The sequence below is a fragment of the Achromobacter veterisilvae genome (genome assembly GCF_037619525.1).
Lineage (GTDB): Bacteria > Pseudomonadota > Gammaproteobacteria > Burkholderiales > Burkholderiaceae_B > Achromobacter > Achromobacter veterisilvae.
Genome location: NZ_CP148753.1, coordinates 3,060,839 through 3,082,064 on the forward strand (window position 1 = coordinate 3,060,839; position 21,226 = coordinate 3,082,064).

Genomic DNA, 21,226 nt, shown 5'->3' on the forward strand with positions numbered 1-21,226 from the left:
CGGCTTAGGCGTGGCCGGCCGGGGCCGGCGCGGCGTGGGCGGCGTGTTCCTGGGCCAGGGCCGTGGTGATGTCGTAAGTCGGCTGGAACGACTGGGCCTGCGCCATGGCCCAGCCGGCGCGGAATACCTGGTGGCGGAATTCGCCGCGCAGCAGTTCCCCGGGCGCCAGTTCGGGAAACAGCGCGGACAACAGCCGGATCTCGCTGGGCGAGATGCGGCGCGCGATGTGGTGGGGGCGAAGCTGGCCGGGGTGCGTCAGGCCGGCGGCGGCCAGCAGTTCGGCCAGGGCATGCAGCGTGTTGTGGTGGAAGTTGGCCACGCGCTGCGCCTTGTCCGGCACCACCAGCGCGCGCTGGCGCAGCGGATCCTGCGTGGTGACGCCGGTGGGGCATTTGCCGGTATGGCAGGCTTGCGCCTGGATGCAGCCGATGGCGAACATGAAGCCGCGCGCGGCGTTGCACCAGTCCGCGCCCATGGCCATGACGCGGGCCATGTCGAAGGCGGTGATGACCTTGCCCGACGCGCCCAGTTTGATGCGGTCGCGCAGGTTCACGCCGATCAGTGTGTTGTGGACCAGGCGCAGCGCTTCGCGCAGCGGCGTGCCGACGTGGTCGACGAACTCCACCGGAGCGGCGCCCGTGCCGCCTTCGGCGCCGTCGACCACGATGAAGTCCGGCGTGATGCCGGTTTCCAGCATGGCCTTGACGATGGCGAACCATTCCCAGGGATGGCCCACGCAGAACTTGAAGCCCACCGGTTTGCCGCCGGACAGTTCGCGCAGGCGCGCCACGAATTTCATCAGGCCGATGGGGGAGTCGAAGGCGGAGTGGCTGGCCGGCGAGTTGCAGTCCTGCCAGGGGGCGACGCCGCGCGCCTCGGCGATCTCCGGCGTGACCTTGCCCGCGGGCAGGATGCCGCCGTGCCCGGGCTTGGCTCCCTGCGACAGCTTGATTTCGATCATCTTGACCTGCGGCGTACAGGCGTTCTTCACGAAGGCTTCTTCCGAGAACGCGCCGTGCTCGTCGCGGCAGCCGAAATAGCCCGAGCCGATATTCCAGACCAGGCTGCCGCCCGGCTGGCGGTGGTAGCGGCTGATGCCGCCTTCGCCGGTGTCGTGCGCGAAATTGCCCTGGCGGGCGCCCTCGTTCAGGGCCAGCACGGCATTGGCCGACAGCGCGCCGAAGCTCATCGCCGATACGTTGAAGGCCGACATGGAATAGGGCTGCCTGCACTCGGGGCCGCCCACGGTGACGCGGAAGTCGGTATCGTCGATGCGCGAGGGCGACATGGAATGGTTGATCCATTCGTAGCGGTCGCCGTAGACGTCTTCCTGGGTGCCGAAGGGGCGCTTGTCGATCTCGCGCTTGGCGCGCTGGTAGACGATGGAGCGTTGCGCGCGCGAGAACGGCGCGGCCTGCGTGTCGTCTTCGAGGAAGTACTGGCGGATCTCGGGGCGGATGAATTCGAACAGGAAGCGCAGATTGCCCAGGACCGGATAGTTGCGCCGGATGGCATGGCGGGGCTGGATCAGGTCATACACGCCCAGCGCGCCCAGCAGCGCCAGCGGCACGGCGACCCACAGCCACCAGGGCGAGCTTGCGTAGGCCAGGGCGGCGGTGACCGCCGCGCCGGCCAGGGTCAACAGAAAGGCCGTGTAGCGGCCGAAAATCCAGCTCATGTCCATCTCCGTATTTCGGGATGGAGCAACCATACACCAGCTACCGTCCCCCGCGCCGGAGGGACGTGCCTGGAATACTGTTTCTCAGCAACTGGACGCCAGCGGCGTCTTCTCGACCGCGAGGCCGAATGCCGGGCGCAGGCGCACGCCGAGGGCGCTGCCGGCGAAGGCGGCGGGCAGCCACAACCAGGCATGCAGGCTGCCCGACAGGATGCCGCTGAAGTAGGCGCCGATGTTGCAGCCGAAGGCCAGCCGGGCGCCGTAGCCCAGCAGCAGGCCGCCGATGACCGCGCCGGCCAGCGAGCGCGCCGGCACCTTCCAGATGGGGGCGAACTTGCCGGCGGCGCTGGCGGCGGCAAGCGCGCCCAGCATCAGGCCGATGTCCATCACGGTCGTGACGTCCTGGCGCAGCGGCGCGGCCAGCGAGGGCTGCTTGCTCCAGTAGGCCCAGGTGGCCACGTCGCCGCCGAAGGCGTCCAGGGCCTTGGCGCCCCACAGCGCGAAGGCGGAGGTGATGCCCCAGGGCCGGCCGGCCAGCGCCAGCGTGGCGAAATTCAGCACGACCAGCGCCACGCCGCCCCAGATCAGCGGCCAGGGGCCTTGCAGCAGGGAGACCGGGCGCGCGGTGCGCGAGGCGAACGAGATCACGTGGCCGTGGCGGCGCTTCTCCAGCGCCGTGACCGCCCAGGCGATCAGCGCGAAGACGGCCAGGTTGGCGATGAGCGCGGGCGCCAGGCCCCAGGTCTTGATGAGCGACGTGGGGGCAAGCGCGGGCAGGCTGGACCACCAGCCGAAGTTCGCGGTGGCGATGACCGAGCCGACGATGAAGAACAGCAGCGTGACCAGCATGCGGGTATTGCCGCCGCCGACCGCGAACAGCGTGCCCGACGCGCAGCCTCCGCCCAGTTGCATGCCGATGCCGAACAGGAAGGCGCCCAGGATGACTGACACGCCAGGCGGCGACACGAAGCCGCTGACCGGCTGGCCGAACAGCGTTCCCGCCGCCAGGAAGGGGAAGAACAGCAGCACGCCCGCGCCCAGCATGAGCATCTGCGCCCGCAGGCCCGCGCCGCGGCGGTCCGACACGAAGACGCGCCAGGCTTGCGTGAAGCCGAAGGAGGCGTGGTAGAGCGTGACGCCCAGCAGGGCGCCGACGATCCACAGCGCGCCCTGGCGCCAGCCCACGGTCTGGTTCAGGTACAGCGCGCCGGCCAGCACCAGCAGCAGGGCGATCCATAGCGGCTTGCGATTGATGCGGATCGGCGGCAGGGCCGAGGAAGGAAGGGGAAGGGTCGAGGCGTCGATGCTCATGGGCGGGTCCCGGAAGGGGCGGATGCGTGGAAATGCAAACGGGCGCGAGAACGCACCCGTGGGATGCTGGAAGTCTAAGTCGGGCGGCAAATCTCTCAAAGCATCAATTCATGCGTTTTAAATAACTAAAAGTAATATTGAAGCGAGGGGGCCGGGCTTATTGCAGACGCCACACCAGCGCCGCCAGCGTCAGCAGCAGCACAGGCAAGGTCAGCACGATGCCGACGCGGAAGTAGTAGCCCCAAGTGATGCGCAAGCCCTTGCGCGCCAGCACGTGCAGCCACAGCAGCGTCGCCAGGCTGCCGATCGGCGTGATCTTGGGCCCGAGGTCGCTGCCGATGATGTTGGCGTAGATCATGGCGTCCTTCACGGCGCCCGTGGCGCTGGTGTCCGCGATGGACAGCGCGCCCACCAGGACCGTCGGCAGGTTGTTCATGATGGACGACAGGAAGGCGGTGATGAGGCCGGTGCCCAGCGCCGCGCCCCAGAGGCCGTATTCCGCGCAGCGGTCCAGCACCTGCGCCAGGTGCGCGGTCAGGCCGGCGTTGCGCAGCCCGTACACCACCAGGTACATGCCCAGCGAGAAGACGACGATGTGCCAGGGGGCGTCGCGCATGATGCGCCGGGTGCCCACGATGTGTTGCCGGCCCGCGATCAGCAGCAGGCCCAGCGCGCCCGCGGCGGCGATGGCGCTGACGGGGATGCCCAGCGGCTCCAGGATGAAGAAGCCCGCCAGCAGCAGCGCCAGCACGACCCAGCCGGCGCGGAACGTGGTGAGGTCGCGGATGGCGGAGGCGGGGGCGGGCAACTGGCTCACGTCGTAGCGCGGCGGGATGCTCCGGTGGAAGAACAGCAGCAGCACGGCCAGGGTGGAGGCCACCGCCATCAGGTTCACCGGCAGCATCACCGAGGCGTACTCGCCGAAGCCGATGCCGAAGAAATCCGCCGAGACGATGTTGACCAGGTTGGACACGATGAGCGCGATGCTGCCCGTGTCCGCGATGAAGCCCGCGGCCATCACGAAGGCCAGCGAGGCGCCGGGCCCGAAGCCCAGCGCCAGCAGCATTTCCATGACGATGGGCGTGAGGATCAGCGCCGCGCCGTCGTTGGCGAACAGCGCGGACACGGTGGCGCCCAGCAGGACGATGAGGACGAACAGCAGGCGGCCGCGTCCGCCGCCCCAGCGCGCCACGTGCAGCGCCGACCATTCGAAGAAGCCGGCTTCGTCCAGGATCAGGCTGGTGACGATGATGGCGATGAAGGTCGCGGTGGCGTTCCAGACGATGCGCCAGACGTCGGCGATGTCGGCCGGGTGGACCACGCCCGTGGCCAGCGCGAGCGCGGCCCCGAGCACCGCGCTCCAGCCGATGGACAGGCCCCTGGGCTGCCAGATGACCAGCGTGATGGTAAGGACGAATATGGCGGCGGCGAGCAGCATGGAGGCGGTGTCAGGGTAGCGGGTGCGCGCTGATCCAGGCGACCAGCAGGCTGACGGTCAGCACCGATGCCACGGTGGAGACCAGGATGGCGCGCGAGGTCACGCGCGCGTCGCGGCCGTACATCGCGGCCAGCATGAAAGGGCCGGTGCCGATGGGCAGCGCGCTCATCAGCACGGCGGTCCAGGCCCACATGGGCGGCATGGGGAATACGTAGAATGCCAGCACCGCGGTGACGGCGGGCTGCAGCAGCAGCTTGCCGGCGACCAGGCGCAGCACGCCCGGCCCCGAGCTGGACGTTTCGGTCTGCGCGAGGAACAGGCCTATCGTGACCAGCGCGCACGGGCTGGCGGACGCGCCCAGCAGGGAGACGTAGCGGTCCAGGCCTTCCGGCAGGGGCACTCCGGTGGAGGCCCAGGCCAGGCCCAGCACCGGCGCGGCCAGCAGCGGATTGCGCAGCAGCGCGCGTCCGACCTTGAGCAGGGTGGAAGGCAGGCTCGGCGCCTGCTGGCGGTCGAACTCGATGAGCGCGATGGCGAAGCCGAACAGCACGCTGGCGGTGAGCAGGGTGGTGAACGTGGCGGGCGCCAGGCTTTCCGCGCCGAACAGCGCCAGGCAGAGCGGGATCCCCATGTAGCCGGCATTGGCGTAGGACGCGGCCAGGCCCTGGATGCTGCGGTCGGTGAGCGCCTTTTGAGTGCGCCGGGCGCCGAGGAACGCCGCCAGGAACGTGGCGGCGATGCCGCCCGCGAAGGCGGCGGCGAAGCCCCAGTGCGCCGCCTGCGCCAGGTCCACCTGCGTCATGGCGCGAAACAGCAGCGCCGGCAGGGACAGGTAGACCACGTAGCGGTTCAGCGCATCGGTGGCGGCCGGGCCCAGGATGCGCCAGCGGGCGGCCAGCCAGCCGGTCAGGATCAGGGCGAAGACCGGCAGGGCGGCGGTAATGACGGCGTTCATGGGTGCGGGTGCGGGAAGGCGCCCATTCTAGCGTGCGCCGGAGGGCTTGGCCCGCGTGACGAGCAGGATGCCGAGCGCGGCCAGGGCCATGCCCGGCCACGCAAGCGCGGGAATGGGTTCGTCCAGGATCGCCAGTGCGATGACGGCGGTGCAGGGCGGGACCAGGAAAAACAGCGCCGACACGCGCGAGGCCTCGCCGTGGCGGATCATGGTCAGCAGCAGGGTGATGGCCACCAGCGAATTGCCCACGACCAGATAGGCCAGCGACGCCCAGAGCGGGCCGGTCCATTCGATGCGCATCGGTTCCAGCCAGAAGGCCAGCGGCGCGGTGACGGCCAGGCCGACCGCATACTGCACCAGGTTGGAGGTGGCCGGGTGGGTCTGCGTGCCGAAGCGCTTTTCATACAGGGTGCCGCCGGTGATGCAGAGCAGGGCGCTGACGGCGAACAGCAGGCCCAGCGGCGACAGCACGTCGATCGAGGCCTTGGCGACGATCACCAGCGCGGCGCCCGACACCCCCAGGCCGAGGCCCGCCCAGCGCCGGGCGTCGACGCGCTCCTGCGCGATCGCGGGCGCCAGCAGGCCGATCAGGATGGGTTGCAGCGAGGTGATCAGCGCGATGCCGCCGGCCGACATGCCCTGCTTCAGCGACAGGTAGGTGAAGCAGAAGTAGCCAGCCTGCAACAGCAGTCCGACCATCGCCAGGTGGCCCCAGGCGCTGGCGCCGCGCGGCAGCGGCGGGCGCAGGACCAGCAGGACGGGGGCCAGGATCAGCACCACGCAGGCATAGCGCAGCGCCAGGAAGGTCATGGGATCGGCATAGGCCAGCCCCACCTTGAGCACGACGAAGCCGCTGGACCAGAGCAGCAGGAAAAGCGCGGGAGCGGCTTTCAGCCAGGCGGGGGGAGCGGCAGGCGGCATGTCGGAACACGGGCGGCGTGGGCAAGCCGCGATCGTACCCCCCTTTTGGGCCGCCTTCATCCCTGCGAAAATGCGGCGTAGGATTCTTTACTTCATTTGCTGCACGCGAGGGATGGACATGTCGACCAACAAACAAGCAACGGTGCATATCGCGCTGGGAACCTGGGACCGTTTGCGCGAGGATGCCTATTCGGTGCGCCACGAGGTGTTCGTCGTCGAACAGAAGGTGCCGCCCGAAATCGAACTGGACGACGACGACGCGGTGTCGGTGCACGCCGTGGCCTACGGGCCCGACGGCACGCCGATAGGCACCGGACGGCTGCTGCCCGATGGCCATATCGGCCGCATGGCGGTCCACAAGCGGGCCCGCGGGATGGGCGTGGGCGGCCAGTTGCTGGATGCGCTGATCGAGCAGGGGCATGGCGACGGCCACCGCATGCTGGTGCTGCACGCGCAGACGCATGCGGCGGGCTTCTACAAGGCGCACGGATTCACCGTGGAAGGCGAGGAATTCGTCGAGGCCGGCATTCCGCACGTCGTCATGACGCGCGTGCTGAAGTAGGGCGCGGCGCGATCCGCCAGGCCGCGCGCGGAAAGCGCCCTGGCGGACAAGGCGGAATGCGCGAGGCAAAGAAAAAACCCCGGACGCTTCCGCGTTCGGGGTTTTTTTGGCGCATCACGCAGGTACCTCGTGATGTAATAATTGGTGCCCAGGAGAGGACTCGAACCTCCACACCTTGCGGCACATGGACCTGAACCATGCGCGTCTACCAATTCCGCCACCTGGGCTTTTTTACTTCTTACTTCTTTTTCTGCCAGTGCTTTACCCGTCGCTTCGCTTTCGCGTTGTTTCGTGTTCAGCAGCAGAGGAACGAGATTATGCATACTTTTTTTGAAGTGTGCAAGTCGTGTGGCATTTTTTTCACTTTTTTTGGGGGCGAGGGCCGCCTTCGACTTTCGATATAGTGTCGCCCCATGTCTCGTCCTCTTTGCACGCGCTGCCTGCGCCCCGGATCGCACTGCCTGTGCGCGCTGATTCCCTCGCTTTCGTGCCGTACCCGCGTGGTGGTGCTCCAGCATCCCAGCGAGGCGCGCCATGCCTTGAACACGGCTCGGCTGGCCGTGCTGGGCCTGGCCGGCGCGCGGCGCGTGGTGGGCGAGTACTTTTCGCGGGAGGGCTGGGCCGAGCCCGGCCATGCGCCGCGCCTGCTGTTTCCCGGCGAGGGCGCCGAGGTGCTGTCGCCCGGCTATGGGCAGGACCTGGACATGCCCATACAGTTGATCGTGCCCGACGGCACCTGGGGGCATGCGCGCAAGCTGCTGCACATCAATCCCGGCCTTGCGGCCCTGCCGCGCGTGATGCTGCCCGCGGGACTGTCGACCCGCTACCGGGTGCGCCATGCCGACGTGGCCGGCGCGCTGTCCACGATCGAGGCCGTGACGCATGCCTTGAACGCCATCGAGGCGCCGCGCAATTTCGATGCCTTGCTCCAGCCGTTCGAGGCGCTGATCGACGGGCAGATCGCCGGCATGGGCGCGGACCTGTATGCGCGGCACCACCTGAACCGCAAGGTGCCCTGGCGTTAAGCGAAAGGGCGGGGCGGCGGAAAACCGGACGCGAAAAAGCGAAAGCCCCGAAAATCTTGCGATTTTCGGGGCTCTTCAGCCGTTGCTATCGAGACAAATGCATTGTCCCGATTGGAATTCCGTGGTGCCCAGGAGAGGACTCGAACCTCCACACCTTGCGGCACATGGACCTGAACCATGCGCGTCTACCAATTCCGCCACCTGGGCACTGAGAGATACTGTCAGAATGATGTGCTACGCTGCGGCTCTGGTTGCATCGGTTTAGTTAAAACACATTAACTAAATAATATGCGTTAAAAGCGCAGTTGGTTTTACAATCGGGTTTCAAGATCCTGGGTTTTAACATCCAGGTCCTGGGTTTATCATCCAGCTTGCAACCCTCTGACCATTTTCTGCTTCAGTGTTCAGCCTTGGGCGAACCACAGAAGCTGCGCATTATATACGGAAATTTTAGCTTTGGCAAAACGATCGAATAACGAATCGAATAACAACAGATCAACACCCTTGCCCGAAGCGCCGCCGGACTTCGACCCTGATGTACCGTCTCGTGAAGCCATCCTGAAAGCGCTGCGTGCCGCGGGCTCGCCGCTGTCCCCGGTGGAGCTGGCCGAGCGCATGGGCGTCGAGCGCGCCGCAACGATGGTGGGATTCGAACGCCGGCTGGGCGCCATGGAGCGCGACGGGCAATTGATGCCCAACCGCAAGGGCGTGTTGCTGCTGGCCACCAAATTGGATTTCATTCCCGGCAAGGTGCTGGGGCACCGCGACGGCTTCGGCTTCCTGCTGCGCGACGACGGCGGGCCCGACCTGTTCCTGTCGCCGCGCGAAATGCTCAAGGTGCTGCACGGCGACCGCGTGCTGGTCAAGCCGACGGGCGAATACCGCGGCAAGCCGGAAGGCACCATCGTCGAGGTCATCGAACGCCGCACCAACAAACTGGTGGGGCGCTTCCTGCATGAGCACGGGCTGTCCATCGTCGTCCCCGAAGACCAGCGCATCAAGCACGACATCCTGATTCCTCCCAGCGATACCAACGGTGCCCAGCACGGGCAGGTGGTCGCGGTGGAAATCATGGAGCAGCCGACCCGCCACACGCAGCCGCTGGGCCGCGTGGCCGAGGTGCTGGGCGAAATCGACGACCCCGGCATGGAAATCGAGATCGCGGTGCGCAAGTTCGACGTGCCCGTCGAATTCTCGGAAGCCGCCCGCAAGCAGGCCGCGCGCCTGCCGGACGTGGTCAGGAAGGCCGACCTCAAGGACCGCATCGACCTGCGCGACGTGCCGCTCATCACCATCGACGGCGAGGACGCGCGCGACTTCGACGACGCCGTGTATTGCGAACCGGTCGAACTGGGCACGGGCCAGCGCAAGCGCCCCGGCTGGCGCCTGCTGGTGGCCATCGCGGACGTGAGCCACTACGTGCGCCCGGGCGACGCGCTGGACGACGACGCGATCGAGCGCGGCACCAGCGTTTACTTCCCGCGCCGGGTCATTCCGATGCTGCCCGAATCGCTGTCCAACGGCCTGTGTTCGCTGAACCCGGACGTCGACCGCCTGGTGCTGGTCTGCGACATGGTCATCCCCGCCAGCGGCGCGAAGGCCGGCACGGTCACGGCCTACCAGTTCTACAACGCCGTCATGCACTCGCATGCGCGCACCACCTATACGAATATCTGGGCCGCCCTGCAGCAGCCCGGCGGCCCGGCCGCGCACGCCATGCGCAGCGTCATGCCGCAGGTCCAGCACCTGTATGAACTCTTCCAACTGCTCTCGCAGGGGCGCAAGAAGCGCGGCGCCATCGACTTCGACACCGTCGAGACCAAGATCGTCTGCAACGAACTCGGCCGCATCGAGCAGATCGTGCCGTCCGTGCGCAACGACGCCCACAAGCTGATCGAAGAGTGCATGCTGGCCGCCAACACCTGCGCGGCCGACTTCACGACCCGCAGCAAGCACCCCGGCCTGTACCGCATCCACGAGGGGCCCACGCCGGAACGCCTGCAATCGTTGCGCGAATTCCTGCGCACGATGGGCCTGTCGCTGGGCGGCGGAGACATGCCCACGGCCAAGGACTACGGGGAATTCCTGGAGTCGGTGCGCGGACGCCCCGACTACCAACTGCTGCAGACCATGTGCCTGCGCTCCATGCAGCAGGCCGTCTACAGCCCCGACAACATGGGCCACTTCGGCCTGGCGTATCCGGGCTATAGCCACTTTACGTCGCCGATCCGCCGCTATCCCGACCTGCTGACGCACCGGGTGATCAAGGCCCTGCTGGCCGGGCAGCGCTATGTGCCCAGCCTGGACGACCAGCCGGTGGTCATCGGCCGCACGCAGCGCGAGCACGAACACGCCATCTGGGAAAAGATGGGCCTGGTGCTGTCGGCCAGCGAGCGCCGCGCCGACGAGGCCTCGCGCGACGTCGAGGCCTGGCTCAAGTGCTGGTTCGTCAAGGAGCGCGTGGGCGAGGACTTCAGCGGCACCGTCACGGGCGTGGCCAGCTTCGGCATCTTCGTCACGCTGGACACCCTGCACGTCGAGGGGCTGGTGCACGTGTCGGAACTGGGCGGCGAGTACTTCCAGTTCAACGATGCCCTGCACGAGCTGCGAGGCGAACGCACCGGCATGCGCTACCGTCTGACCGACAAGGTGCAGGTGCAGGTGTCGCGCGTGGACCTGGAGGCGCGCCGCATCGAGTTCCGCCTGGTGCAGGGCACCAGCTTCGACGCGCTGCGCAAGGCGGCGGCCCGCGGGTCGGACGAGCCGGCGCGCCGCGTAAAGAAGGCGGCCGCTCCCAAGCCGGCCGCCCTGAAGGGCCAGACCGCGAAGGAACGGCGGGCCGAGGCCAAGAAGGCCAGCAAGCCGCCCAAGGCCCCCAGGGCATCGAAGCGCGCCGCGCCCGCCAAGAAGGCGGTGCACAAGCGCCACTGATCCGCCTTATGGCCAAGCCGTCGTTTGGCGGCGAGGCCATACGGAGTAACATTGCATTCATGGCCGGCTTGGTCCGGTGGCCCGCCCCACTCTGGGGCGGGTATTCGTTTATCTAAAGGTATTTGCATTTATGGCGTCGACCCAAGTCCTGGCCGGGTTTCACGCGGTTGTCGCGCGGCTGCGCCACGCCCCCGAATCGATCAGGGAAATCTATGTAGAGGCATCGCGCCGCGACAAGCGCATGCAGACGTTCATCGAACAGGCCGAGAAAGCCGGCCGCCGCCTGCATCCGGTGCCGATGGAACGCCTTGACGGCCTGTCCCGCGGCACCCGCCACCAGGGCGTGGTGGCGCTGGCCGACGAGCGCCAGTTGGCGGTGGACGTGGACGAGGTGCTCGACGTGATCGAGGGCCCGCCGCTCCTGCTGATCCTCGACGGCGTGACCGATCCGCACAACCTCGGGGCCTGCCTGCGCACGGCGGATGCCGCCGGCGTGCACGCGGTCATCGCGCCGCGCGACCGGGCCGTCGGCCTGAACGCCACCGTGCAGCGCGTGGCTTGCGGCGCGGCCGACACGGTCCCCTACCTGATGGTGACCAACCTGGCGCGCACGATGCGCGGCCTGAAAGACCGCGGCGTATGGCTGGTGGGCACCGACGACCAGGCAACCGACAGCATGCACCAGATCGATGCGCGCCAGCCGATGGCCTGGGTCATGGGCGCCGAAGGCGAGGGCATGCGCCGCCTGACCCGCGAAACCTGCGACCAACTGGTGAACATCCCGATGCTGGGTTCGGTCGAAAGCCTGAACGTCAGCGTGGCCAGCGCCGTCTGCCTGTATGAAACCGTGCGCCAGCGCCGGTCCTGATTTGTCCGCACCGCCAGTCCAGTAGATCACCTTCCTATCGCGTCACCCCATCATGCACGAGAACGGCTTTACCACCACGATCCTCCATTCCGACCGCAAGCAATCCGTCGAGCACGGAGCGGTGCACAAGCCGATGCATCCGTCGTCGGAGTTCGCGTACGACGACGCGCGCGAACTCGCCGCGGTGTTCCAGGGCAAGGCGGGTTTCACCTACGCGCGCCAGGGCACGCCCACCACGACCGCGCTCGAAGCCAAGATCAGCCAGATGGAAGCTGGCAAGGGTACGGTCACCTTCGCGACCGGCATGGCCGCGCTGGCCGCCATCTTCACCACGCTGCTGCGCCGCGGCGATCATCTGGTTTCCAGCCAGTTCGTGTTCGGCAACACCAACAGCCTCTTCGGCACGCTGCAGGAGCTGGGCGTCGAGATCACCTTCGTGGACGCGACCGACTCGTCGCAGGTGCGCGCCGCGATCCAGCCCAACACGCGCATGGTCTTCACCGAGACTATCGCCAATCCGGGCACGCAGGTCGCCGACCTGGCCGTGATCGGCGAGATCTGCCGCGAAAAGGGGCTGGTCTACGTCGTGGACAACACGCTGACCTCGCCCTGGATGTTCCGTCCCGCGTCGGTGGGCGCGTCGCTGGTGATGAATTCGCTGTCCAAGTACATCGGCGGCCACGGCAATGCGCTGGGCGGCTCGGTGACGGACACCGGCCTGTACGACTGGTCGGGCTATTCGAACATCTACGAGGCCTACCGCAAGGGGCCGGCCACCGGCTGGGGCCTGACGCAGATCAAGAAGAAGGGCCTGCGCGACATGGGCGGCACGCTGGCGGCCGAACCGGCGCACCGCATCGCGGTGGGCGCCGAGACGCTGGCCCTGCGCATGGCCAAGCACTGCGCCAACGCGCTGGCGCTGGCGCGCTTCCTGGAAGAACATCCCGGCGTGGCCCGGGTGCATTACCCCGGCTTGGCCGGCCATCCGCAGCATGCGCGCGCCGCGGCCCTGCTCGGCTCGCGTTTCGGCGGCCTGCTGGGCGTGGAGCTGGCCGACGGCGTGGACTGCTTCGACTTCCTGAACCGCCTGCGCGTGGTCCTCATGGCGACCCATCTGGGCGACACCCGCAGCCTGGCGCTGCCCGCCGCCCACACCATCTATTACGAGATGGGCGCCGAACGCCGCAAGCAGATGGGGATCGCGGACAGCCTCATCCGCGTGTCGGTGGGCATCGAGGACGAGGCCGATCTGCTGTTTGATTTCGATCAGGCGCTCAACGGCTGCCTGAAGGGATAATGCGGCATGCGCGGGCCTCGCGGCTGCGCGTGCCCGAGAATGCAAACGGGGTAGGGCCCATGCTCATACAGATAGCAGAAGTTTTCACGCCTGAAGAGGCCGCGGACATCCGGGTGCGGCTGGATGCCGCCGATTGGGTGGACGGCAAGGTGACGGCCGGCTACCAGTCCGCCGAGGTGAAGCGCAACCGCCAGTTGCCCGAACAGCATCCCCTGGCGCAGGAACTGGGCAACCTGATCCTGCAGCGCCTGGCGGGCAACAACCTGTTCATGTCGGCGGCCCTGCCGCGCAAGATCTTTCCGCCGCTGTTCAACCGCTACGAAGGCGGAGAGGCTTTCGGCTACCACGTGGACAACGCCGTGCGCGGCATCGCCGGCACCGCCGAGCGCGTGCGCACGGACCTGTCCGCCACGCTGTTCTTCTCCGAGCCCGATTCCTACGACGGCGGCGAACTCGTCATCGACGACACCTACGGTCCGCGCGCGGTCAAGCTGCCGGCGGGGCACATGGTGCTGTATCCCGGCACCAGCCTGCACAAGGTCAATCCGGTGACGCGCGGCGCCAGGGTGTCGTCCTTCTTCTGGATGCAGAGCCTGGTGCGCGAAGACAGCCAGCGCGCCTTGCTCCTGGACATGGACGTGGCCATACAGCGCCTGAACCAGGACGCCGCGGGGCACCCCTCCATCGTGCAGCTAACCGGGATTTACCATAATCTGCTGCGCCGGTGGGCCGACGTTTGATGCAATATTGATGCGCCGTGGCGCCGGGCCGCGCAAACCTCGAATTGCGCGTTTCTGTTTATTGCGAAAAAGGCTAAAAGCTAGTATTGGCGCGGGTTATGGTGAGGTTTTCGCTTGACAGCCGCGCTACGCCAAGGCCTAATACACGTCTGCGTCGCTGACGGTTCGAAGGCTTTTGCCCTTGGATCCTAAGCGGCGCAGCAGTTTAAAAGTTGTGCTTTGCAGCGCAAGAAAAAGTTTATCCACTGTCTGTTCGTCGTTTGTCGGGTCTTGCGTCTTCCGTGGCGTCCAATCATGACGGCCATGGACTGCAGCTCCGGCAGACTCCACACCTTGTGAGGGGTACACCTGCATGAACAAAACCGAACTCATCGATCACATCGCCAGCAAGGCCGACATCTCCAAGGCTGCTGCGGGCCGTTCGCTCGACGCCCTGATCGGTGCCGTCAAGACCACCCTGAAGAAGGGCGGTACGGTTACGCTGGTTGGCTTTGGTACGTTTGCCGTGTCGGCCCGCGCCGCTCGCACCGGCCGCAACCCGCGCACGGGCGAAACCATCAAGATCAAGAAGGCCAAAGTGCCGAAGTTCCGTCCGGGCAAGGCCCTGAAGGACGCCGTCAACTAAAGGGCGGCGGGCAGGTCGCGGGGCGTGCCGCCCGGCGATTTGCCGACAAGTGCGCGGTCCGGTATACTCCGGCCCGCGTATTGCTTTTGAGTGCCCCCGGTTGGCAGTTGCTTGTACGGATTTTCGCGAATTTCGTCTTGAGGCTGCATCAGAATGGGTGCTTAGCTCAGTTGGTAGAGCGGCGCCCTTACAAGGCGTAGGTCACAGGTTCGACCCCTGTAGCACCCACCAAAAGCACCATGCAGCACCATGCTCCGGCACCGCATTCCGCAGAAAACCCGCACACCTCAACGTGGCGGGTTTTTTTGTTCTGGGGCCGCCCCAGGCAAAAAAACGGCCTCTTGGGGGACAGCCTGGCCCGTAGGCGCGCGGCGTGGGGGCGGCAAGTCCGATGGCGGCGGCACGGGAGTATTTTCCTGGTTTGCGCGTCCCTTTTTTCCTGGGGTTCGTCGCGTCTGGTTTGACTTCGATCAGCGGTGTTACGCCGCTGCCGGCGAAATAGGACGTGCGAATCATTCGCATTTAAGATATTATTATTGGCTTGTACCGGCCAGCCGGCGCCGCCTTTGCGTGCGCGTCTTTCTTCTTCTGGCCGGATAAGTCAATGCACCCTGGCTGATTCATGCCTAGTCTTCAACGCGGTTGGAATTCTTCTTCGCGGTCTTCATTCGGTATACGCGCAGGCGCTGGCCTCGCGGTCCTCGCCCTTCATGCAGCGGTGATCGGCGCCATCTTCATGGCGCCCGAGAACCGTCCCGAACTGGAAGAGCCCGAGGCAATCATGGTGAGCGTGGTGGACGCGCCCATCCCCCAGATCGCCAAGGCCGAACCCACACCGGAAGTACCGCAGCCGGTCACGGAACCGCCGCCCGAACCGCAACCCGAGATCGAGCCCGAGCCTGAGCCGGAACCCGAACTCAAGCCCGAGCCGGAGCCCGAACCCGAACCCGAGCCGGTGGTTGAAAAACCGCCCATGCCGGCGCCCAAGCCTCCTCCGCCCAAACCCAAGCCGAAACCCAAGCCCCAGCCCAAGCAAGAGGTCAAGCCCGAACTCAAGCCGGAAACGCCGCCCCAGCAGACGCCGCCCAGCGGCGCGCCGGAAGGCACCCAGGCGCCCCAGGGGCCGCAGCAAGGGCCGCCGCCCGATCAGCCGGTGCTGGTTTCCAGCATCGAATTCCAGGGCGCGCGTCCGATGCCGAATTACCCTATGGCTTCGCGCCGCATGCGTGAAGAGGGCCGGGTAGTGGTGCTGGTGGAGATCAATACCCAGGGGCTGGTCGAGCGCGCAACCATCGATGCGTCCTCGGGCTTCCCGCGCCTGGATGAATCGGCGCTGGCGGCCGCCCGCAAGGGCCGTTTCAAGCCTTATACCCGTAATGGCGTGGCCTATCCCGCCAAAGCCAAAATTCCGTTCGATTTCGTCATGAGGAACTGAGATGTCCAACGCACTGCATAGCGCCACCCTGGTGGCGCAGGCGACTACCAGCCCGGCAGCGCCGGCTGCCGCCGCCGCCGCGCCCGCCGCCGCCGCGGCTGCGCCCGCGGCCCCCCAAGCCGCTTCGGCGGTCGGCGAGGCGGCCCAGCAGGCCGCCGGCGCGCTCCAGCAATCGGCCGACGCGCTGCACAGCGCCGCCGCCGCGCTGCCCGTCGCCCCGGTCCCCGTCGCCACCCCCGACATGGGATTCCTGCACTTCGTCGCGCAGAGCGACTTCGTGGGCAAGAGCCTGTTCGTCATCCTGATCCTGATGTCGCTGGTCACCTGGTACCTGATCCTGGTCAAGGCCGCCAGCAACGTCAGCATGCGCAAGCGCGCCCAGGATTTCCTGAACAAGTTCTGGAACGCCAGCTCGCTCGAACAGGTCGAAAACGAAATCGTGACGCACGGCGCGCGCGACCCGTTCTCGCACCTGGCCAGCCACGCCATGCACGCCCAGGCGCACCACAACAAGTTCGGCGCGACCAAGCTGGAAGAATCCGGCAGCAACTCCGACTTCGTCACGCGCACCATGCGCAAGGTCATCGACGAAGAAACCGCAAAGCTGGAAAACGGCCTCACCGTGCTGGCCTCGGTGGGCTCGACGGCGCCTTTCGTGGGGCTGTTCGGCACGGTCTGGGGCGTGTACCACGCGCTGGTCGGCATCGGCCTGTCCGACGGCGTGACCATCAACCGCATCGCCGGCCCCGTGGGCGAAGCGCTGATCATGACGGGCCTGGGCCTGGCCGTTGCCATTCCCGCGGTGCTGGCGTACAACACTTTCGTGCGCAACAATCGCGTGTTCCTGTCGCGCCTGGACGCCTTCGCGCATGACCTGTTCGCCTTCCTGACCACCGGCCAGCAAGTCGAACTGTCCGACGGCAAGGTGCGCGCCCTGCGCCGCCAGCACGGCAACGGCGCGGCGGCTCAACGCGGGAGCGAATAATGGCCTTTGGCAGCTTCGAGGGAAAGGGATCCGGGAGCCATACGGTTTCCGAGATCAACATGGTGCCCCTGATCGACGTCATGCTGGTGCTGCTGGTGATCTTCATCATCACCGCGCCGCTGCTGGCGCACTCGATCAAGATCAACATGCCCCAGGTGGCCGCCGAGCAGATCGAGGAAGAACCCAAGACAATCGACCTGGCCATCGACGCCAGCGGCGCGCTGTTCTGGGATGAAAAACCGGTCAATATCGACGACCTGCCCAACCGCTTCAAATCGGTCGCCGGCACCAAGCCGCAGCCCGAGATCCGCATCCGCGCCGACCAGAACACCCGTTACGAAACGCTGGCCAAGGTCATGGCTTCGGCGCGCCGCTCGGGCATGACGCGCATCGGGTTCGTCACCACCCCGCCTTCGGGCGGCGCGCCCGCGGGCGAGGCGGCACCCGCCCCGGCCGGGGCCGCCCCGGCGCCGTCCGCGCACTGAACGAATTCCGGCCCGGGGGCGCACTTCGCGCCCCCATCCGGCCGGGATCGCGCTAGAATCGCGGCATGCGAGTTCTGGTAATCGAAGACGACACCACCCTGGGCCATGCGCTCCAGGAATTCCTGGCCGACCAGGGTTATGCGGTCGACTGGCTGACCGAAGGCGACCGTGTCCTGGGCGCCCTGGCTGGCCAGCCGTACGACCTCATGCTGCTCGACCTCAACCTCCCGGGCATGAGCGGACTGGACGTGCTGCGCCAGTTGCGCCAGGACGGCAACCAGGTTCCCGTGCTGATCCTCACCGCCCGCGACGGCCTCGACGACCGCGTCGCCGGCCTGGATGCCGGCGCGGACGATTACGTCACCAAGCCTTTCGAACTGCCCGAGCTGGCGGCGCGGGTGCGCGCCTTCGGCCGGCGCCGCGCCGGGCAGGCGCAGCCCCTGATCGAAGTCGGCCCCCTGGTGTTCGACACCGTCGGACGCGAAGTCCGCGCCAACGGCCAGCGCCTGTCGCTGTCGGTGCGCGAACTCTCGGTGCTGGAAATGCTGATGGCCCGCGTCGGCCGGGTCGTGACCAAGCGCCAGATCGTCAACTCGCTTTCCGCATGGGACGCCGATTTCAGCGAAAACGCGGTCGAAGTCTACGTGTACCGCCTGCGCAAGCGCCTGGAAGGCACGGGTGCCAGTATCCAGACGGTGCGCGGCTTTGGCTACATGCTGGATGTCGAGACGGCCTGAAGGCCTGACGGCCCGGCGGCGGCCGCAATATGCCGGCCGAGCGCATCCCATCGCCTGAGCAAGGGCATCGCGCCATGACGCAGGAACGCACTCCCAACGCCCCCCCGGCCTCGCGCCCCTTACTTCCTTCCCGTTCGCTTGCGCGGCATCTGGTCATCCGGCTGATGCCGCCGATCCTGCTGCTCGTCCTGCTGGACCTGGCGGCGACCTGGGTCATCACGCACAAGATCGACATGTCGCTCTGGATGCTGGAGGACTTCTTCTGGCTGATGGTGGTGGGGCAGGTCGCGCTGATTTCCCTGTTCACCTGGGTGGTGGTGCAGGGCGTGCGGTCGGGCCTGCGGTCCGTGAACCACTTGTCCGAGGAAATCCGGCAGCGTTCCATCGACGACATGCAGCCCCTGGAAGTGGTGGGCGTGCCGGTGGAGATCGAGCCGCTGGTGACCCACACCAATGACCTGCTGCTGCGCCTGGATGCGTCGCTGGCGGCGCAGCGGCGTTTCATCGGCCACGCGGCGCACCAGTTGCGCACCCCCTTGTCCGGCCTGCGGCTGGAATCGGAACTGATGCTGGCGCGGCCCCTGCCCGACGACGTGCGGGCGCGGGCGGAGCGCATCAAGGCGGTCAGCGACCGCATGATCCGGCTGGGCCAGCAGTTGCTGGTGCTGGCCCGGGCCGATCCCAACGCCCGCCCGCAGGACAGCTTCGTGCGCATCGACCTGTGCGAATGGGTGCGGGCGCATGGCGCCGAATGGTTTCCGCGCGTGCGCGAAGCGCGCTACGAACTCGACCTGGTGGCCCCCGACGCGCCCATCTGGATCGACGCCGATCCCCTGCTGTTGGCCGAACTGCTGGGCAACCTGATCGACAATGCCTTGCGCTACGGCAACGCCACGGGCCGCATCACGCTGATCGTGGGCGCCAATCCGCCGTCGCTGACGGTCGAGGACGACGGCCCCGGGATCCCGCCGGAAGAGCGCGACCGCGTGTTCGAGGCGTTCTACCGTTCGCCGACCGCCACCGCCGGCGGCTCGGGCCTGGGGCTGGCCATCGTGCGCGAGATCGCGCATGCGCACGGCGCCTGGTGGAAGCTCACCAGCCGCCCCGACTTTCCCGGCACACGGCTGTCCGTCGTGTTTCCCGGCCCCCGCAAAGGGGCCCAACTTACTCGCCAAGAACCCACACCATGAGCCAGGATACCGTCGGCGCCCCCTCTCCGGGCGGCGCGCACGCAGGCGGCGCGCATGCGCCATCGTCGCGGGCGGCGCTGATCCTGGGGGCGCTGGGCGTGGTGTACGGAGACATCGGCACCAGCCCGCTCTATACGCTGCGGGCTTGTCTCACGGGCCTGAGCGTGCACACCGACCTGGAGCCGCCGCACCTGCTGGGCGTGCTCTCCATCCTGTTCTGGATGCTGATGGTGGTGGTGTCGTTCAAGTACGTGACGCTGGTGCTGCGCGCCGACAACCGCGGCGAAGGCGGCACGCTGGCGCTGCTGGAGCTGGCGGTGCGCGCCCGCGAAGGCAGGCTGCGCTGGGTGCTGATCGTGCTGGGCATTTTCGGCGCCGCGCTGTTCTATGGCGACAGCATGATCACGCCGGCGATTTCCGTGCTGTCGGCGCTCGAAGGGATCGGCATCGTGTCGCACCAGTTGGACGACTGGGTCGTGCCGATCGCGCTGGTGGTGCTGATCGGGCTGTTCATGATCCAGTCGCACGGCACGGGCGCGATGGGCAAGCTGTTCGGTCCGGTGATGCTGCTGTGGTTCGGCACGCTGGCCGCGCTGGGTGGCTGGCAGATCTGGCAGACGCCCGAGGTGCTGGCGGCGCTGAATCCCATGTGGGGGCTGCGTTTCGTCGTCGACTTTCCCTGGATCAGCTTCGTGCTGCTGGGCGCGGTGGTGCTGGCGCTGACGGGCGCCGAGGCGCTGTACGCCGACATGGGCCATTTCGGCCGCCCCGCGATCCGCAGGGCCTGGTTCAGCATGGTGTTGCCGGCGCTGACGCTGTGCTATTTCGGCCAGGGCGCGCTCCTGCTGCGCGACCCCGCCGCCATCCGCAACCCGTTCTTCATGATGGCTCCCGATTGGGGGCTGGCGCCGTTGGTGGCCCTGGCCACGATCGCGACCATCGTGGCGTCGCAGGCGGTGATTTCCGGCGCGTATTCGGTGACGCGCCAGGCGGTGCAACTGGGCTTCTGGCCGCGCATGCAGATCCTGCATACGTCGGCGATCGAGAAGGGGCAGATCTATCTGCCGCAGGTCAACGCGCTCTTGCTGTGCGCGGTGCTGGTCCTGGTGCTGCTGTTCCGCAATTCCGACAACCTGGCCGCCGCCTACGGCTTCGCGGTGACCGGCACCATGCTGACGACGTCGGTGCTCGCCTTCGCGGTGCTGCCGCGAGGCAGCACGGGCGTGAAGCGGATGATGTGGCTCCTGGCGCTGGGCCTGCTGCTGATGTTCGACGTGCTGCTGTTCTCGGCCAACGTCTTCAAGATCCACGAAGGCGGCTGGCTGCCGCTGCTGGTGGCGATCGTGGTGTTCACGCTGATGATGACGTGGCGCCGCGGCCGCCGGCTGCTGTCCGAGATGCAGCAGCGGGACCGGCAGCCGCTCAAGGAGTTCATGGCGCAGTTGGAGGAATACCCGCCGTCGCGGGTGCCCGGCACCGCCATTTTCATGACGATGAACTCCGGCAACGTGCCGCCCGCGCTGCTGCACAACCTGAAGCACAACAAGGTGCTGCACGATCACGTGCTGTTCCTGACCATCCTGGTGGCGGACGTGCCATACGTGTCGCCGGAAGAGCGTTTGAGCGTGCAGAAGATCAGCGCTTCCAGTTGGCAGGCCACGATCACCTACGGCTTCAAGGAGGACCCCGACGTGCCGGAAGGGCTGCGCCTGGTGGCCGAGGCCTATCCGGAAATCGACCTGGAGCCGATGCGCACGTCGTACTTCCTGTCGCGCCAGACCGTGGTGGCGGCGAAGAAGCCGGCGTTGTGGCGCTGGCGCCGCGCGGTGTTTTCCTTCATGGCGCGCAACTCCACCCGCAGCACCAAGTTCTTCAAGATCCCGGCGAACCGGGTCGTCGAGATGGGGATGCAGGTCGAGCTGTAGGATGGGTGGAGCGCGAGAGTTCTTAAGCCAGAACACCGCCTTCCAACGCGCGAAACCCATGCTGTTGTGAGCAGACGGTGGTTGATGCAGGTGTCTGACACCCCTGGAACGCCGGTGC

Annotated in this window: 18 protein-coding genes and 3 tRNA genes; 14 read left to right on the forward strand and 7 right to left on the reverse strand. The window is 67.1% G+C overall.

Annotation, left to right across the window (positions count from 1 at the left end; genetic code table 11):
- Positions 1 to 4: 4 nt before the first annotated feature.
- The 5 genes from WHX56_RS14305 to WHX56_RS14325 all read right to left on the reverse strand — a co-directional run bounded on the left by WHX56_RS14305 (position 5) and on the right by WHX56_RS14325 (position 6,303).
- A complete protein-coding gene (locus tag WHX56_RS14305) occupies positions 5 to 1,678 on the reverse strand; it encodes an FMN-binding glutamate synthase family protein (protein ID WP_338881602.1) in 1,674 nt (557 codons plus the stop codon).
- An 84-nt stretch (positions 1,679 to 1,762) separates the two neighbouring features.
- Positions 1,763 to 2,989: a YeeE/YedE family protein gene (locus tag WHX56_RS14310; RefSeq protein ID WP_165360307.1), complete on the reverse strand. Its 1,227-nt coding sequence runs from the start codon at positions 2,987 to 2,989 to the stop codon at positions 1,763 to 1,765.
- A gap of 157 nt (positions 2,990 to 3,146) precedes the next feature.
- A complete protein-coding gene (locus WHX56_RS14315; protein WP_338881603.1) occupies positions 3,147 to 4,427 on the reverse strand; it encodes an arsenic transporter in 1,281 nt (426 codons plus the stop codon).
- A gap of 10 nt (positions 4,428 to 4,437) precedes the next feature.
- The gene (locus WHX56_RS14320) at positions 4,438 to 5,382 is read right to left on the reverse strand and encodes an AEC family transporter (protein ID WP_338881604.1); all 945 of its coding nucleotides are present in this window, start codon (positions 5,380 to 5,382) and stop codon (positions 4,438 to 4,440) included.
- 27 nt (positions 5,383 to 5,409) lie between these two features.
- The gene (locus WHX56_RS14325; protein ID WP_129245037.1) at positions 5,410 to 6,303 is read right to left on the reverse strand and encodes a DMT family transporter; all 894 of its coding nucleotides are present in this window, start codon (positions 6,301 to 6,303) and stop codon (positions 5,410 to 5,412) included.
- Between the two features lie 112 nt (positions 6,304 to 6,415).
- Here WHX56_RS14325 and WHX56_RS14330 point away from each other — a divergent pair, with 112 nt between their 5' ends.
- The gene (locus tag WHX56_RS14330; RefSeq protein WP_422393648.1) at positions 6,416 to 6,865 is read left to right on the forward strand and encodes a GNAT family N-acetyltransferase; all 450 of its coding nucleotides are present in this window, start codon (positions 6,416 to 6,418) and stop codon (positions 6,863 to 6,865) included.
- A gap of 142 nt (positions 6,866 to 7,007) precedes the next feature.
- Here WHX56_RS14330 and WHX56_RS14335 read toward each other — a convergent pair.
- A tRNA-Leu gene (locus WHX56_RS14335) sits at positions 7,008 to 7,092 on the reverse strand.
- Positions 7,093 to 7,278: 186 nt separating this feature from the next.
- On the opposite strand from WHX56_RS14335, the gene WHX56_RS14340 reads away from it, so the two are divergent.
- Positions 7,279 to 7,890, forward strand: coding sequence for a tRNA-uridine aminocarboxypropyltransferase (locus WHX56_RS14340; RefSeq protein ID WP_338881607.1), 612 nt, complete (start codon positions 7,279 to 7,281; stop codon positions 7,888 to 7,890).
- 122 nt (positions 7,891 to 8,012) lie between these two features.
- Here the strand turns inward: WHX56_RS14340 and WHX56_RS14345 are convergent.
- A tRNA-Leu gene (locus tag WHX56_RS14345) sits at positions 8,013 to 8,097 on the reverse strand.
- Positions 8,098 to 8,346: 249 nt separating this feature from the next.
- Here WHX56_RS14345 and rnr point away from each other — a divergent pair.
- The 12 genes from rnr to WHX56_RS14405 all read left to right on the forward strand — a co-directional run bounded on the left by rnr (position 8,347) and on the right by WHX56_RS14405 (position 21,108).
- Positions 8,347 to 10,821, forward strand: coding sequence for a ribonuclease R (rnr, locus tag WHX56_RS14350; RefSeq protein ID WP_129247237.1), 2,475 nt, complete (start codon positions 8,347 to 8,349; stop codon positions 10,819 to 10,821).
- Between the two features lie 130 nt (positions 10,822 to 10,951).
- Positions 10,952 to 11,689: a 23S rRNA (guanosine(2251)-2'-O)-methyltransferase RlmB gene (gene rlmB, locus WHX56_RS14355; RefSeq protein WP_129247235.1), complete on the forward strand. Its 738-nt coding sequence runs from the start codon at positions 10,952 to 10,954 to the stop codon at positions 11,687 to 11,689.
- A gap of 52 nt (positions 11,690 to 11,741) precedes the next feature.
- On the forward strand, positions 11,742 to 12,986 hold the full coding sequence (locus WHX56_RS14360) for a cystathionine gamma-synthase family protein (protein WP_338881609.1): 1,245 nt from the start codon (positions 11,742 to 11,744) through the stop codon (positions 12,984 to 12,986).
- 59 nt (positions 12,987 to 13,045) lie between these two features.
- Positions 13,046 to 13,726, forward strand: a complete 681-nt coding sequence (locus WHX56_RS14365; RefSeq protein ID WP_287755955.1) for a Fe2+-dependent dioxygenase — start codon at positions 13,046 to 13,048, stop codon at positions 13,724 to 13,726.
- Positions 13,727 to 14,078: 352 nt separating this feature from the next.
- The gene (locus WHX56_RS14370; RefSeq protein WP_003812968.1) at positions 14,079 to 14,351 is read left to right on the forward strand and encodes an HU family DNA-binding protein; all 273 of its coding nucleotides are present in this window, start codon (positions 14,079 to 14,081) and stop codon (positions 14,349 to 14,351) included.
- Between the two features lie 155 nt (positions 14,352 to 14,506).
- Positions 14,507 to 14,582 (forward strand) — tRNA-Val (locus tag WHX56_RS14375).
- A gap of 391 nt (positions 14,583 to 14,973) precedes the next feature.
- Positions 14,974 to 15,786: an energy transducer TonB gene (locus WHX56_RS14380; RefSeq protein WP_129247229.1), complete on the forward strand. Its 813-nt coding sequence runs from the start codon at positions 14,974 to 14,976 to the stop codon at positions 15,784 to 15,786.
- A 1-nt stretch (position 15,787) separates the two neighbouring features.
- Entirely contained in the window at positions 15,788 to 16,771 is a 984-nt protein-coding gene (locus tag WHX56_RS14385) for a MotA/TolQ/ExbB proton channel family protein (protein WP_338881610.1), read from the forward strand.
- Positions 16,771 to 17,256, forward strand: coding sequence for an ExbD/TolR family protein (locus WHX56_RS14390; RefSeq protein WP_129246650.1), 486 nt, complete (start codon positions 16,771 to 16,773; stop codon positions 17,254 to 17,256). The genes WHX56_RS14385 and WHX56_RS14390 overlap by 1 nt, the downstream gene beginning before the upstream one ends.
- A gap of 65 nt (positions 17,257 to 17,321) precedes the next feature.
- The gene (locus WHX56_RS14395; RefSeq protein WP_129246652.1) at positions 17,322 to 17,993 is read left to right on the forward strand and encodes a response regulator transcription factor; all 672 of its coding nucleotides are present in this window, start codon (positions 17,322 to 17,324) and stop codon (positions 17,991 to 17,993) included.
- A 74-nt stretch (positions 17,994 to 18,067) separates the two neighbouring features.
- Entirely contained in the window at positions 18,068 to 19,183 is a 1,116-nt protein-coding gene (locus tag WHX56_RS14400; RefSeq protein ID WP_244235186.1) for a sensor histidine kinase, read from the forward strand.
- Positions 19,180 to 21,108 (forward strand): potassium transporter Kup, encoded by a 1,929-nt coding sequence (locus WHX56_RS14405; RefSeq protein WP_338881611.1) that lies wholly within the window; start codon positions 19,180 to 19,182, stop codon positions 21,106 to 21,108. Before WHX56_RS14400 ends, WHX56_RS14405 begins: the two co-directional genes overlap by 4 nt.
- Positions 21,109 to 21,226 lie beyond the last annotated feature (118 nt).